12 protein-coding genes and 1 pseudogene are annotated in these 15574 nt (G+C 33.4%); 7 read left to right on the top strand and 6 right to left on the bottom strand.

All coding sequences use genetic code 11. The features are described 5' to 3' along the window. Window positions 1-103: 103 nt before the first annotated feature. Window positions 104-291 (top strand): annotated as a pseudogene (locus tag IEV63_RS07795) (phosphoribosylformylglycinamidine synthase subunit PurQ); the annotation flags it as partial. 171 nt (window positions 292-462) lie between these two features. Here the strand turns inward: IEV63_RS07795 and IEV63_RS12995 are convergent. The 3 genes from IEV63_RS12995 to IEV63_RS07780 all read right to left on the bottom strand — a co-directional run bounded on the left by IEV63_RS12995 (window position 463) and on the right by IEV63_RS07780 (window position 4334). Further along, window positions 463-600, bottom strand: coding sequence for a hypothetical protein (locus IEV63_RS12995; protein WP_229737209.1), 138 nt, complete (start codon window positions 598-600; stop codon window positions 463-465). After that, window positions 593-832 carry a ribbon-helix-helix domain-containing protein gene (locus IEV63_RS07785; protein WP_188406235.1) on the bottom strand — a complete coding sequence of 80 codons (240 nt, stop codon included), beginning with the start codon at window positions 830-832 and terminating at the stop codon, window positions 593-595. The genes IEV63_RS12995 and IEV63_RS07785 overlap by 8 nt, the downstream gene beginning before the upstream one ends. A 61-nt stretch (window positions 833-893) precedes the next feature. Further along, window positions 894-4334 (bottom strand): methylmalonyl-CoA mutase family protein, encoded by a 3441-nt coding sequence (locus IEV63_RS07780; RefSeq protein ID WP_188406234.1) that lies wholly within the window; start codon window positions 4332-4334, stop codon window positions 894-896. A 616-nt stretch (window positions 4335-4950) separates the two neighbouring features. On the opposite strand from IEV63_RS07780, the gene lipA reads away from it, so the two are divergent. Together lipA and gap are read left to right on the top strand one after the other, a co-directional pair. Further along, window positions 4951-5847 carry a lipoyl synthase gene (lipA, locus tag IEV63_RS07775; RefSeq protein ID WP_188406233.1) on the top strand — a complete coding sequence of 299 codons (897 nt, stop codon included), beginning with the start codon at window positions 4951-4953 and terminating at the stop codon, window positions 5845-5847. Window positions 5848-5858: 11 nt separating this feature from the next. Then, window positions 5859-6860 carry a type I glyceraldehyde-3-phosphate dehydrogenase gene (gap, locus tag IEV63_RS07770; RefSeq protein WP_188406232.1) on the top strand — a complete coding sequence of 334 codons (1002 nt, stop codon included), beginning with the start codon at window positions 5859-5861 and terminating at the stop codon, window positions 6858-6860. Here gap and ung read toward each other — a convergent pair. Continuing rightward, on the bottom strand, window positions 6857-7528 hold the full coding sequence (gene ung, locus IEV63_RS07765) for a uracil-DNA glycosylase (protein ID WP_188406231.1): 672 nt from the start codon (window positions 7526-7528) through the stop codon (window positions 6857-6859). The genes gap and ung overlap by 4 nt on opposite strands. 265 nt (window positions 7529-7793) lie before the next feature. On the opposite strand from ung, the gene IEV63_RS07760 reads away from it, so the two are divergent. After that, a complete protein-coding gene (locus tag IEV63_RS07760) occupies window positions 7794-10538 on the top strand; it encodes an outer membrane beta-barrel protein (protein WP_188406230.1) in 2745 nt (914 codons plus the stop codon). Between the two features lie 64 nt (window positions 10539-10602). Here IEV63_RS07760 and IEV63_RS07755 read toward each other — a convergent pair whose 3' ends face one another. Both IEV63_RS07755 and era read right to left on the bottom strand, forming a co-directional pair. Further along, on the bottom strand, window positions 10603-11154 hold the full coding sequence (locus tag IEV63_RS07755; protein WP_188406229.1) for a DUF922 domain-containing protein: 552 nt from the start codon (window positions 11152-11154) through the stop codon (window positions 10603-10605). Window positions 11155-11197: 43 nt separating this feature from the next. After that, window positions 11198-12094, bottom strand: coding sequence for a GTPase Era (gene era / locus IEV63_RS07750; RefSeq protein ID WP_188406228.1), 897 nt, complete (start codon window positions 12092-12094; stop codon window positions 11198-11200). Between the two features lie 104 nt (window positions 12095-12198). Here era and IEV63_RS07745 point away from each other — a divergent pair, with 104 nt between their 5' ends. The 3 genes from IEV63_RS07745 to IEV63_RS07735 all read left to right on the top strand — a co-directional run bounded on the left by IEV63_RS07745 (window position 12199) and on the right by IEV63_RS07735 (window position 15571). Further along, complete coding sequence (locus IEV63_RS07745; protein WP_188406227.1) at window positions 12199-12747, top strand: DUF3575 domain-containing protein; 549 nt, start codon at window positions 12199-12201, stop codon at window positions 12745-12747. 327 nt (window positions 12748-13074) lie between these two features. Next, a complete protein-coding gene (gene lpdA, locus IEV63_RS07740; RefSeq protein WP_188406226.1) occupies window positions 13075-14484 on the top strand; it encodes a dihydrolipoyl dehydrogenase in 1410 nt (469 codons plus the stop codon). 154 nt (window positions 14485-14638) lie between these two features. After that, window positions 14639-15571, top strand: coding sequence for a DUF368 domain-containing protein (locus IEV63_RS07735; protein WP_188406225.1), 933 nt, complete (start codon window positions 14639-14641; stop codon window positions 15569-15571). Window positions 15572-15574: the final 3 nt, after the last annotated feature.

Raw genomic sequence — 15574 nt, 5'->3', positions numbered from 1 at the left:
ATTTTTTTAGAAAAATTAATTTGGTGAAGAGTCTTAATTATAAAGTGAAATTATTAGCCAAAAAATAGGCAGTTAGTAATTCACAAAACATTTTCACATATTTAATGGATCCGACTTTATACGGCGATGTTAATGGATAAAACAGGTAGACATTTAGTAATGATGCCACATTTGGAACGCTCTACTTTTCCTTGGAACTGGGCATACTATCCAAAAGATAGAAACGATGAAGTTTCACCTTGGTTACAGGCTTTTGTAAATGCAAAGGAATGGGTTTTGGAAAAAAAGTAACTCGCAAAAATAGTCTTTAAAAAAAGAGCTTAAATCTTGCTTTCTAGTAATGGTCATAATCTCGACGGTATTCGTTGGTGAATCTATTCTACAATAAATGCTATCCGGTCCACATACACAACCTCTGTAACTTTTTTTAATATAATCAACGGCTTAAAAAGAATATGGTTGTTAAGCTATAATTTCAAAATATGAAATGAAAGAATGGGAGTATTTATCAGCTTGAGCCATTCCAAATTTTTTAACTCCATATTGGTGAATTCTAATCAAATCTTCTTTGGCTACATTACTTATTCGGTAATCAGCCATTTAAAGTTGATTTAGATTGCTTTAAAATCTGCTCTGCTGTGTCTTCTGTAAAACCGCTTTTTTCAGCTTTTTCTAGCTTGTATTTTATCCAATCAATTTCAACTTGTTGTTTTCGCACTTGTCTAATTAAGTCGTTTACAAGTTCACTTTTACTTGTGTATTCCTTTGACTCTATTTGATTTTTGAGCCATTCATCATTAGGAAGCGTAAATGAAATACTTTGCCTTTTCATAAAATTCGTATTTGGTGTAAATTACACCAAATACAAATCAAATACAAATTTATAATTTAATTTACATATTCCGTCTATACTGACCGCCCACTTCAAATAAAGCTTCTGTTATTTGACCTAGCGAACAATATTTAGTAGCTTCCATTAATTCTTCAAACATATTTTTATTGTTAATTGCAGCTTCTTGAAGATTGCTTAACAGGGCATTCGACTTACTTTTGTAAGCAGTATGCAATTTTTTGAGCGTATTGATTTGAAACTCTTTTTCCGCTTCTGTTGCACGAATCACTTCTCTTGGTTTTACCGTTGGTGAACCTTTGCTACTTAAAAAAGTATTTACACCAATAATAGGAAATTCGCCCGTGTGTTTTAAAGTTTCGTAATGCAAACTTTCTTCCTGAATTTTACTACGTTGATACATGGTTTCCATCGCTCCTAAAACTCCGCCACGTTCTGTAATTCTATCAAATTCTAATAAAACGGCTTCTTCTACTAAATCGGTCAATTCTTCTATAATAAATGCACCTTGAATAGGATTTTCATTTTTCGCTAATCCTAATTCTTTATTGATAATCAACTGTATGGCCATGGCACGACGAACAGATTCTTCTGTTGGTGTAGTAATCGCTTCATCGTATGCGTTGGTGTGCAATGAGTTGCAGTTATCATAAATGGCATAAAGCGCTTGTAAGGAAGTTCGAATATCGTTGAAGTCAATTTCCTGAGCATGTAAGGATCGACCAGAAGTTTGTATGTGGTATTTCAACATTTGTGCTCTTGGGTTAGCACCATATTTATCGCGCATGGCTTTTGCCCAAATTCGTCTAGCAACTCTACCAATTACGGCATATTCTGGATCAATTCCATTGGAGAAAAAGAAACTTAGGTTAGGCCCAAATTTATTGATGTCCATTCCACGACTTAAGTAATATTCCACATAGGTAAATCCGTTGGATAGTGTTAATGCTAATTGCGTAATCGGGTTAGCTCCTGCTTCTGCAATGTGGTAACCTGAAATAGAAACCGAATAAAAATTTCGCACTTTATTTTCAATGAAATATTCCTGAACGTCGCCCATTAAACGCAAGGCAAATTCTGTTGAAAAAATACAGGTATTTTGCGCTTGGTCTTCTTTTAAAATATCAGCTTGCACAGTTCCGCGAACAACTGCAATGGTATCCATTTTTATTTTTTGGTACACATCGGCTGGTAAAACTTGATCGCCAGTTACACCGAGCAACATTAAACCTAAGCCATCGTTTCCTTCGGGTAAATCGCCATTGTACTTTGGTCTTTCTAAACCATTTTCTTTGTAAATCTGTTTAATTTTAGCTTCTACTTCATTTTCTAAGCCATTTTCAATAATATATTTTTCGCAATTTTGATCGATGGCAGCATTCATAAAAAAACCAAGCAACATCGGTGCTGGACCATTAATGGTCATACTTACCGATGTCATATGATGTGCTAAATCAAAACCTGAATAGAGTTTTTTGGCATCGTCTAAACAACAAATGGAAACACCTGCATTTCCGATTTTACCATAAATATCTGGTCGGTAATCGGGGTCGTTTCCATATAAGGTAACCGAATCGAATGCAGTAGATAATCGTTTGGCGGGTAATCCTTGGCTTACGTAATGAAATCTGCGGTTAGTACGTTCGGGTCCACCTTCTCCAGCGAACATTCGGGTTGGATCTTCGCCTGTTCTTTTAAACGGATACAATCCTGCGGTGTATGGGAACTCACCTGGAACGTTTTCTTGCAAAAGCCATTTTAATAAATCTCCCCAAGCTTTGTATTTTGGTAATGCAACTTTGGGTATTTTTAAATGTGATAATGATTCTGTGTAGGTTTCGATTTTAATTTCTTTATCTCGAACTTTAAAACTATAAACATCATCGGTATATTTTTGAACTACATTTTCCCAATCTAGTATTTTCTCCCAATTATAGGGATTCAAATCCATTTTTAGTTTGTCAAATTCCTTTTTAAGCAGGTTTACTAAAGTTTCATTTTCTGGTAAAATAGCCGCTTGCAGAGCTTCTTCATCTATTCCATTTTTATGTAAAGCTAAACTGCTATTCGTTGCCGACTCGATTGTTTTGAAAATTCCATAAAGCCGTTGTGCCACATCAACTTGTTGACTTGCTTTTTCGTCGTATGCTCGATTATTTTCTGAAATTTCAGAAAGATAGCGCGTTCTTGCTGGTGGAATGACAAAGATTTTCTCCGACATTTCATCTGTAATTTCGTAAGTACTATGCAAACTTGCTGAAGTTTTTTGAGCTACCTGATCCATGATGTGTTTGTACAACACATTCATACCTGGATCGTTAAATTGAGAAGCGATGGTTCCATACACTGGAAGCGTATCTAACTTGGCATCCCAAAGTTGATGATTACGTTGGTATTGTTTTTTTACATCACGTAATGCATCTTTAGCTCCACGTTTATCGAATTTATTAATCGCTACTAAATCGGCAAAATCCAACATGTCGATTTTTTCCAATTGAGTAGCTGCACCAAATTCGGGTGTCATTACGTATAATGAAACATCCGAATGGTCTAAAATTTCGGTATCACTCTGCCCAATCCCAGAAGTTTCTAAGATAATTAAATCGTAATTGGCAGCTTTTAAGACTTCAACAGCTTCCTGCACGTATTTTGAAAGCGCCAAATTAGACTGTCGAGTAGCTAAAGAACGCATGTAAACTCGTGGTGAGTTAATCGCATTCATTCGGATTCGGTCGCCTAACAAAGCACCACCCGTTTTTCTTTTAGATGGGTCGACAGAAATAATTCCGATTTGTTTGTCTTCAAAATCGACTAAAAAACGACGAACCAATTCATCTACCAAAGATGATTTTCCAGAGCCACCTGTTCCTGTAATTCCTAAAACTGGAACTTCAGTCCCTTTTGATTTCCCCTTAGGGGGGAAAACTTTTTTATATTCATCTGGTCTGTTTTCTGATAACGAAATTAAACGCGCAATGGTATTTACATCTTTGTCTTTTAAAGATTGTGTAATTTTCTTTCCTTTGGGAAGGACTAAGGATGGACTAGGAAAGTCAGATTTTTCTACCAAATCATTAATCATTCCTTGTAAACCCATTTCACGGCCATCGTCTGGCGAATAAATTCGGGTAATACCATGTTTCATTAAATCTTCAATTTCTTCGGTAAGGATTACTCCACCACCACCACCAAAAATCTTAATATGTCCTGCTCCTTTTTCTTGAAGTAAGTCGTACATATATTTAAAATATTCGTTGTGTCCACCTTGGTAAGAAGTCATAGCAATGGCATTTACATCTTCTTGGATAGCTGTATTTACTACTTCTTCTACACTTCGATCATGACCTAAATGAATTACTTCTACCCCTGTAGACTGAATAATTCTACGCATTACATTTATGGCTGCATCGTGACCATCGAATAAAGATGCGGCAGTTACAATTCGAATTTGATTTTTAGGTTTATATGGTTTTTGTTGTTCCATTACTGAATTGAAATATTTGAATTAATTAAGGCGTAAATTTACGAAAATCGTATTGAAAATGGTTTTTTTAATTATAAATTAGAATTAATGAAATTTCATTTCCCAACTATGGATAAGCTGATTTGCCAATTAAAACATAAAATAGTATTAAAAGCATTTTTTTATTTAAAAGAAAGTAAAAAAATATAGATGATTCTTGAAAATCATAGTAAGTACTTCTCGATATATTTCTGCTTAACTCCTTGGGTCGTTAAACAAAAAAAACCACAAATGACGATTTTATGTAAAAATCTGTTTTTCAAAACATTATAAACAATCAGTATTTTATACTTTTCCCTAGAGAGAAATGCCGAAGGCAAAGGGTGTTTTATCTTACATTTTTCGATTTATCAAAATACACCCATCCCTAAGCCTTCCCTTAATGGAAGGGAACTCGTTTTTAATTTATTTACTCTTTCTAAACGCACTTTCCATTAAATAAAATTCGTAGAATTCTCGCGGGCTCGAAGTGACATCAGTATTATTATTATAAAACTTTATTAAAGCCTTATTAAGAATTTTAAGCTCCTATGCAGTACGTATATTATTTCCTATCTTTGCCTAACAATTAATAATTATGGCTACAGCAGCACTTGCACCAGAAGTAATTGAGAAAAAAACACCCGAGCTACGCAAAGGCAAACCTAAATGGTTGCGTGTAAAATTACCAACGGGTGAAAAATACAGAAATTTAAGAAAGTTAGTTGATAAGTACGACTTGCACACCATTTGTACTTCAGGAAGTTGTCCAAATATGGGTGAATGCTGGGGTGAAGGTACTGCCACATTTATGATTTTAGGAAATGTATGTACACGATCTTGTGGTTTTTGTGGGGTTAAAACAGGAAGACCTGAAACCGTTGAGTGGGATGAACCCGAAAAAGTAGCGCGTTCTATCAAAATTATGGGTATAAAACACGCAGTTGTTACATCTGTAGATCGTGATGATTTAAAAGACATGGGATCTATTATTTGGGCAGAAACGATAAAAGCCATTCGAAGAATGAATCCTCAAACTACATTAGAAACCTTAATTCCAGATTTTCAAGGTGTAGAAAGACATATTGACCGCATTATTGATGTGAAGCCAGAAGTAGTTTCACACAATATGGAAACTGTAAGAAGATTAACTCGAGAAGTTAGAATTCAAGCTAAATATGATCGTAGTTTAGGCGTTCTAGATTATTTAAAAAAACAAGGGATTAATCGTACTAAATCTGGAATTATGCTAGGTTTAGGTGAGCAAGAAGACGAAGTTATCCAAACTTTAAAGGATCTACGTTCTGTAAATTGTGATGTGGTAACTATTGGGCAATACTTGCAACCAAGTAAAACTCACTTACCTGTTAAAGAATTTATTACTCCAGATCAGTTTAAAAAATATGAAGAAGTTGGATTAGAATTAGGCTTTAGACATGTCGAAAGTTCGGCTTTAGTTCGCTCTTCGTACAAAGCACAAAAACATATCAATTAGTTTCTGATTAAATGATAAAAAAAATAAGAATTGGAATAAATGGCTTTGGTCGTATCGGTCGAAGCCTTTTTCGTTTGGCATACATACATCCAGAAATTGAAGTTGTTGCCATTAACGATATAGCGGAAGCTTCAACTTTAGCACACTTGGTAAAATACGATTCCATTCATGGTAACTTTGGAAAAGAAGTTACTACCAAAAACGGAGCCATTCAAATTGAAAACCAATCCTTTTCTGTAATCAATGAAAAATCTATTGAAAAAATCCCTTGGCATCACTACGATTTAGATTTTGTAATAGAATGCACCGGGAAATTTAAAACCAAAATTGAATTAGAGCATCACCTAAAAAATAGAGCCAAAAAAGTAATTTTAAGTGTTCCTTCTAGCGATGATTCTGTTAAAATGATAGTCTTAGGTGTAAATAATGAAGTTTTACAGCCTTCTGATTTAATTATTTCGAATGCATCGTGTACCACTAATAATGCAGCTCCTATGTTAAAAGTAATTCACGATGCATTTCAAGTAGAGCAAGCTTACATTTCGACTATTCACTCCTACACCAGCGACCAAAGTTTACACGATCAGCCACATCGGGATTTACGTAGAGCACGTGCCGCAGGACAATCTATTGTTCCTACTACAACTGGTGCTGCTAAGGCATTAACCAAAATTTTTCCAGATTTAAGCGATGTAATTGGTGGTTGTGGAATTCGCGTGCCAGTTCCCAATGGCTCTTTAACCGATATAACTTTAAATGTAAAAAACAAAACTTCAATCGAAGAAGTGAATAAAATTTTTAAAAAGGTTTCTGAAACTTCACTTAAAGGAATTTTAGCCTACACGGAAGATCCAATTGTTTCGATTGACATCAAAGGCAACTCGCATTCTTGCGTATTCGATGCGCAAATGACCTCAGTAATCGGTGGACATTTGGTAAAACTAATTGGTTGGTATGACAACGAACGCGGTTACAGCAGCCGGCTTATCGATTTAATTTTGAAAATGCGTTAAACTTGCCAGTTAATAATCGACTTATTTTGTTTGGCTAAAATTTTGTTTGTTTCACTAAAATGCTTGTTACCAAACCAAAACCCACGATTAGCACTTAAAGGTGACGGATGTCCCGATGTTAAAATATGATGTTTAGTGGCATCGATTAATTTCGCTTTCTTTTTAGCAAAACCGCCCCAAAGTAAAAATACAACTCCTTCTTTTTTGGCTGAAATATGTTCTATAACTAAATTGGTAAAGCTTTCCCATCCTAATTTTTGGTGACTTGCAGCTTGATGTGCACGTACACTCAAAACTGAATTAAGCAATAAAACACCTTGGTTTGCCCAATTAATTAAATCGCCATGTGTTGCAAAATCAATTCCTAAATCTTTTTCTAACTCCTTATAAATATTTACTAATGAAGGAGGTAATGCCATTCCTTTTTGAACTGAAAAACACAAGCCGTTAGCTTGGTAAGGACCATGATAAGGGTCTTGCCCTATAATTACTACTTTAAGGTCTTTAAACGGACAAGCATCAAAAGCTCGAAAAATATCTTTTCCTTTTGGATAACAGGTGTAGTTTTTGTATTCTTCTCTTACTGAATTAATTAAATTTTTAAAATAAACTTTTTCAAATTCATACGCTAAAACCTGTTTCCATGAAGATTCAATTACAATATTCATTTTATTTTTTGAAACGAAAATAAGACTATTAGTTTATTTGAAGCTTCCTATGCATAGAATTAAAAACATTCTTTGTTTGGGTGTTTTCAGTATACCGTAACGAATTAAAAAACAAACTAAAGTTGAAATTTTTTTAGTAAAGAAATCAGTTTTAAAATTGTAGGTTTTTGATTTTCATCTTAATAAGTGTGATGAAATTCATATTTATGTAGCACAAATAAACCTTTTTAGCTTTATTTAGTCTTAAAATCAAATCATTAGATTCATGAAAAGCATTTTCTTTATCCTTTTAGCAATTATCACAATTCAATTTTCATTTGCTCAAGATTTCGAAGTAAAGGGAAAGATTATAGACGATTTAACTAATCAAGCTTTATATTCCGCAACCATATACGTAGAAAGCATTAAAGATTCTACTTTAGTTACTTATACCATTTCTGACCAAGATGGTTTATTTGTATTAGCAGGGAAATCTACTGAAGAAAAATTAAATTTATTTATCACCTACACAGGTTTACAAGCCATTCAAAAAACAATTCAGCCAGCAGATCAAATCATAGATATCGGCGAAATAAGAATGAAAGCAAGTTCGGACGAATTAGACGAAATAATTATTAAAACTTCCCGATCTCCAATTGTGTTAAAAAAAGACACCTTAGAGTTTAATGCTAAATCTTTTAAAACAAGAGAAAATGCCACTTTAGAAGATACCTTAAAACAACTTCCAGGTGTTGAAGTTGCCGCCGATGGATCGATTACAGTAAATGGGCAGGTCGTAAATAGAATATTGGTTAATGGCAAAGAATTTTTTGGCGATGACCCTAAAGTAGCTACCAAAAACTTACCCAAAGAAATTATTGATAAAATTCAGGTAGTCGATACCAAAACTAGAGAAGAAGAGTTTACTGGCAAAGCAAGCGAATCTGAAGATAAAACCATAAATATTACCATAGACGAAGATAAAAACAAAGGTTACTTTTCTAGAGCTACTGTTGGATATGGAACAGATGACAGGTATGATAATAGTGCTATTTTTAATTACTTTAAAGATAAAATGCGCTTTAGCATCTTAGCCAGTGCCAACAACATCAACAGTCCTGGATTTAGTTACGACGAAGTTTTTGATGCTATTGGTAGTACATCTTCTTTACCCGGTGGATTTTTTGGAAATAACAATGGCATTACCACATCAGAAACCATAGGTGGAAATTACGTAAACGAATGGGAAGATGGAAAATATGATTTAGCTACAGATTACTTTTATGGGGCGACAAGCCGGGAAACAAGAACAAGTACTCTTAGAGAAAATATTCTTCCCGAAAGAAGTTTTTTCACCGAATCTGAATCCTCTGGAGTAAATGATAGTGAGTCGCATCGTTTTTCAGGACGATTTGATATAAAGCCCGATACCTTGACTCGAATTTCAATTAGTCCAAATTTAAATTTTAATTTAGGCACTAGCGATAATGAAAGTTTTAGTACTTCTAAAGATGAAAATAATAACATTATCAATTCTGCAGAAACAAATAGCATCAGTGAAAATGAATCTTTAAATTTCAGCAATAGTCTAACAGCTACCAGAAAACTAGATACTATAGGTTCATATTTAAGCTTAGGTTTTAACAATAGACATAACCGAAACGAATCTGAAAATTTTTTCAATTCTGAACGAATAATTTCAGAATCTAACCAGAGTCAAATTCAAAATCAGTTTATCAATCAAGAAAATAATGTTGATGATTATACAGGTAATTTTACTTACAGACAGGCTTTGGCTAAACAATTTTTTATAGACGCATCCTACACCTTTGAAGCTAACCAAACCAAAAACAGAAGAAATGTATTCGATTTTGATGAAAACACAAGTAGCTTTTCTAATTTAAATGAAAATTTATCGAATAATTTTAAAGCCCGTTCGGTAGTGAACCGACCAAATTTAGGATTGCGATATGAAACTGAAAAAATACGAACTGGCGTAAGTTTAGGACTGTTAAACACAAGTCTAGAAACTGAAAACTTCACACAAGCCATTCGCTTTTCAAACACGTTTAATGATGTATTTACCAATCTCTTTTTAAGGTATCAATTTAGTCGCTCTAAAAGTATTCGTTTAGGCTATCAAACCAGTGTAAATATTCCTAGTTTACAACAGCTTCAACCCGTAGAAATTATAACCGATCCTTTAAATATTCGTATTGGTAATCCAGATTTGAATCCTGCATTACAGCAACGTTTCAATTTAAGTTACAGAAACTTTGATTATAAAACTCGCTCTGGCTACGGTATTTTTTCAAGATTTTCGATTACAGATAATCAGGTTGTACCCGTATTAACAACAGATGAAGATTTAGTAAGAACAACTTCTTATACCAATGTAAATGGAGTAATTAATGCAAGTGCGTATGTATATTTTAGCAAAACTATCCCTACAGAAGGCACCGATGTAATTCGATATAATTTATTTGTATCAAACAATTACAACAGAAATATTGGTTTTAGTAACGGACAACGATTTAATTCTGATATTTATTCTATTTCTCCAGGCTTAAGATTTACCTACGAAATTCCAGATTTAATCAGTTTACAACCTAACTTAAGGTTTAATTACAACAACACCGCATACAACATTTTTTCAGATAGAAATGAAGATTTCACCAACACCGAAGTTGGACTAGAAGCCACTTTGTTTTGGCCAGAAAACATCATTTTTGGAAGCGATTTTACCTACTTTAATTATGGAAATGTTTCCGATGCATTTGAATCTACCTCCCTATTTTGGAATTTAAGCTTAGGCTATCAATTTTTAGATGAAAAAGCTACCCTAAAAGTAAAGGTCTACGATGTATTAGACCAAAATATTTCTACCAGAAGAACTACAGGAGACGATTTTATTCAAGATACAGACCAATTGATTTTACAACGATACGCTATGCTAAGCTTCACCTATAAGCTTGATAAATTTGGTGGCAAAAAACCCGAATCTCGCGGAAGAAGAAGGTATAGAAGGTAAGGCTTTTAAGAGTAAAAAGAAATTATTTTAGATTGAATAAAATTAAAACGAAGCACGTAAGTAACTAATGAATTGACTTTATGCTATTCAATTTATGGATGATATCATTTTCCCATTTTTGATTTTCTTCTATCAGAATACCATGATTGGTTTCGCTATCGTACTTCATTTGAAGCGCCTTGCATTCAGTCCAAAATTTGTTATAGGCAGCTGAATAAGTATTAAAATTAGCAATTTTTTCCTGCTTTAATTTTTCAAATTCTATTCTTAATTTTCTAGCATACAATTCTGCAATATCAAAATGCAATTGTTCATGTTTAAGTAAATTATCATCTTCTTCATAAACCCAGGAAAGCTTAGTATAAAATTGGGCTACCGCAGTAAGCGCTTCATAGTTTTGAATATGATTATTTGAATCTACGGCTACATTGGTTGGTGAAATTTCAATTTTATAAACGGTATTAGCAAAAGCCAAAATTGTTGTATCCGCTTCAGCTTTAAAATCAGACCATTTCAATTTATAATCTCTAGACCATTCTATTGTAGATTGTGCTCGTATTTTAATAGGAATACTTAAACATAAAACTAGAATACTTAAGGCGAAAATCTTCTTCACAGCTTTAATTTTTAAAATTTATTATTGGAAATTTATAGTGTGTTTACTTTCCTAAATACCCAAAACGCTTCAACTGATTTTCGTTATTACGCCAGTTTTTATTGACTTTCACATACAATTCAATAAAAATTTTCTTTCCAAAAAAGCGTTCCAAATCTTTTCTAGCCTCCGTGCCTACTCTTCGTAAAGATTCCCCTTTATGACCAATAATAATCGCTTTTTGCGATTCACGCTCAGTCATAATAATACTGCGAATGCGAATGATATGTTCTTCTTCTTCAAAATCTTCAGTTTCTACCTCAACACTATACGGAATTTCTTTTTTGTAATGCTTCAATATTTTTTCACGAATGGCTTCGTTCACAAAAAAACGTTCAGGTTTATCGGTAAATTGGTCTTTCGGATAAAAGGCAGGCGATGCTGGCAGTAACTCAATAATGCGGTTAAAAACTTCAGCAACACCAAAATTCTTTAACGCTGAAATGGCAAAAATTTCTGCATTGGGCACTTGCTCTTTCCAATAGGTTACTTGTTCTACCAATTGTTCTTCATTGGCAGTGTCAATTTTATTCAATAACAAAATTACTGGAATTTTTGCGTTGACGATCTTGTTAAAAAAACTCTCGTCTTTTAAAGCTTTTTCACCAATTTCAACTAAATAAATTAACACATCGGCATCTTGAAAGGCAGACTTCACAAAATCCATCATAGAAGATTGTAATTGATAGGCAGGTTTTATTATTCCTGGTGTATCAGAAAAAACAGCTTGAAAATCATCACCATTTACAATACCTAAAATTCGGTGACGAGTAGTCTGGGCTTTAGAGTTAATAATGGAAAGCTTTTCGCCAACAAATGCATTCATTAAAGTAGATTTACCTACGTTGGGATTTCCGATTATATTTATAAAACCAGCTTTGTGTGCCTGATTACTTTCCATGTTAACTAATTTTTTTTCAAAAGTACGCATATTAAATAAAAAGGCTTCTCGCATTAGCTTTTAAGGCATTTAATTTATATTTGTTTTGATTAAAAATTAACCGAATGAAAATTTTACACTTATTGTTTACACTCTTGCTTTGTATAGGAATAACAAATGCTCAAGAAAAAGATTATGAAAAAACAGGAGACGATCCAGTGCACGAACTTAAAGTAAATGTCGCTTTTTTAATTTTAGGTAATACTAATCTTATGTACGAAAATATTTTAAATGAAGAATCTTCTATTGGTGCATCGGTTAGTTTTCCGTTCGACGATTTTGTATCATGGGACTTAAATTTTTCAGCTACTGCATTTTATCGTTTTTACTTTGGTGATGGTTACGCAAAAGGGATTTTTGCTGAAGGCTTTGGAATGTTTAATAATTATGATGAGCGAATAAAAAAGCGTGTTAATAACCAAAATGTTCGGGTAAATGAAGATATTAACGACTTTGCTTTAGGACTGGGCGGTGGTTACAAAATGGTATCTAAAGGTGGAGTTTCGCTAGAATTTCACATTGGTATTGGTCGTAATCTTTTCAATTATGGCAAAGATGGCAGAACATTTAATTTTGTACCCCGTGGCGGAATTCATGTAGGTTATCAATTTTAATAAAATAGCTAGAAAATAAGTTTAAAGTATAATTTAGCAGATTTATCGATGTAAATAAATTCATAATTAATTTACATTCAGACATTTAAATAAAAAACATAAGACCGTCTATTGTAAGACCATGTCCCTTAGGTATTTTTCTATGATCTATTTTGTTCTTCTTTTCAACTTCTTACTTATTAATTTTTGGTTGTCTTTTACTTAAAACAAAAAAGCTTCACACCGAATTTAAATAATGTAGATTTATAATAAAAGCTTTTGCTTTTATGGGTATTTAATTTTGCTTTAAATTGTATTTTTGTAACAGTTTAAACAAAATAAATTTACATGAAATCTTTCGATGTTGCCGTAATTGGCTCTGGACCTGGCGGATATGTTGCTGCCATTCGTTGTGCACAACTAGGAATGAAAACTGCCATAATTGAAAAATATGCTACCAAGGGCGGAACCTGCCTAAATGTGGGTTGCATTCCTTCAAAAGCACTTTTAGATTCGTCTCACCATTACGAAGATTCTGTAAAACACTTTAAAGAACACGGAATTGAAATCTCTGGCGATATTAAAGTGAATCTTGAAAAAATGATTGCCCGCAAACAAGATGTTGTAGACCAAACTACGAAAGGCATCGATTTTTTAATGGATAAAAATAAAATTGAAAGCTTTCAAGGTGTAGGATCATTTAAAGATAAAACACACATTAACATTACTAACAGTGAAGGTGAAACTGAAACTATTGAAGCAAAACATAGCATTATTGCAACTGGAAGTAAACCCAGAAGTTTACCCGGAATTGAAATTGATAAAGAACGTATTATCACTTCAACAGAAGCACTTTCGCTTAAAGAAATACCCAAGCATTTAATTTTAATAGGTGGCGGAGTTATCGGTTTAGAATTAGGTCAAGTTTATGGAAGATTAGGCGCTGAAGTAACCGTAATTGAATACATGGATAGAATAATTCCTACTATGGATTCTGCCATGAGTAAAGAAATGAAAAAAGTTCTACGAAAGGCTGGTGTTAAATTTGCACTTTCTCACGAAGTACAAAGTGTTGAAAGAAATGGAGACGAAATTACCATTAAAGCTAAAGACAGTAAAAAAGACAAAGAAGTTGAATTTAAAGGCGATTATTGCTTAGTTTCTGTGGGCAGAAAACCATACACAGATGGCTTAAATGCTGAAAATGCAGGAGTAAAATTAAACGATCGCGGTCAAGTAGAAGTAAATGATAAGCTACAAACTGCAACCGATAATATTTATGCTATAGGCGATGTAATTACTGGAGCAATGTTAGCTCACAAAGCCGAAGAAGAAGGAACTTTTGTTGCTGAAACTATTGCAGGACAAAAACCGCACATTAATTACAATTTAATTCCAAATGTGGTGTATACTTGGCCAGAAATTGCATCAGTTGGAAAAACAGAAGAGCAATTAAAAGAAGATGGTGTAGAATATAAATCTGGTGAATTCCCGATGCGTGCGCTTGGAAGGTCTAGAGCAAGTGGTGATGTTGATGGCTTGGTTAAAATTTTAGCTGATAAAAAAACAGACGAAGTTTTAGGTGTACATATGATTGGAGCCCGAACAGCCGACTTAATTGCAGAAGCGGTAACCGCTATGGAATTTAGAGCAAGTGCAGAAGATATAGCAAGAATGAGTCATGCGCATCCAACTTATGCAGAAGCAGTAAAAGAAGCTGCACTAGCTGCTACTGAAGACAGAGCAATCCATATTTAATACAGAATAAAATTATTAGTTATACACAAAGCCATTCTTACATAAGAATGGCTTTTTTTGGAGAAAAAAATTCGTAATTGATGTTTTTTGATTATTCCATAATTAATGCGTGGCTTTATGTATTTTTGAAAATAAAAATTAACTAATAGCGTAAATGAAGTCATCTCAAAAAAAATATGTTACTGTAGCCTTAAAAGGCATGGCTATGGGAGCTGCAGATGTTGTGCCCGGTGTTTCTGGTGGAACTATTGCCTTTATAACTGGTATTTATGAAGAATTAATTACCACCATTAGTAATGTAAACTTAAACCTCATAACAATTCTTCGTACGCAAGGATTTGGAGAATTTTGGAAAAAATTAAATGGTAATTTTTTAGCAAGCTTACTTATTGGAATATTAATAAGTGTTTTTAGCTTAATGAAACTTACAAGCTATCTCATCGAAAATCATCCTATTTACATTTGGTCTTTCTTTTTTGGGCTTGTTGCGGCTAGTATTTGGTATGTAGGCAAACAAATTGAAAAATGGAATGTAGCAAATATTATAGGATTAATACTTGCGGCTGTTATAGCATTTGGAATTACTTTGCTTACACCTAGTAACGAAGATGCTAGTTTAATCTATTTATTTTTTAGTGGTGCTATTGCCATTTGTGCAATGATTTTACCAGGAATTTCGGGTGCATTTATTTTAGTTTTACTTGGCACTTACGAAAACATAAGTACAGCAGTAAGCAATTTAGATTTTATAAAAATTGCAGTTGTTGGTGCTGGAGCAGTTCTAGGTATTCTTAGCTTTTCAAAATTATTAAAATGGCTATTCAACAATTATAAAAACCTTGTATTGTCTATTTTAACTGGATTTATAGCGGGTTCACTTAACAAAATTTGGCCTTGGAAAAAAGTTACAGAAACAATGCTAGTAAAAGACAAGAAAATTCCTATTTCAGAAATTTCAGTTTTACCACAAAATTTTGATGGTAATCCACAACTTCTAGCTGCCATTGCATGTGCAATTCTAGGTTTCTTGTTAATTTTAGCTTTAGAATATGTAGGCAACAAACCCATAAAACAAGAAAGCAAATAAAAC

Source organism: Psychroflexus salis, assembly GCF_014640175.1.
Taxonomy (GTDB): Bacteria; Bacteroidota; Bacteroidia; order Flavobacteriales; family Flavobacteriaceae; genus Psychroflexus; species Psychroflexus salis.
Note: the sequence above shows the minus strand (reverse complement) of the source record. Positions and strands in the feature narration are given on the sequence as shown.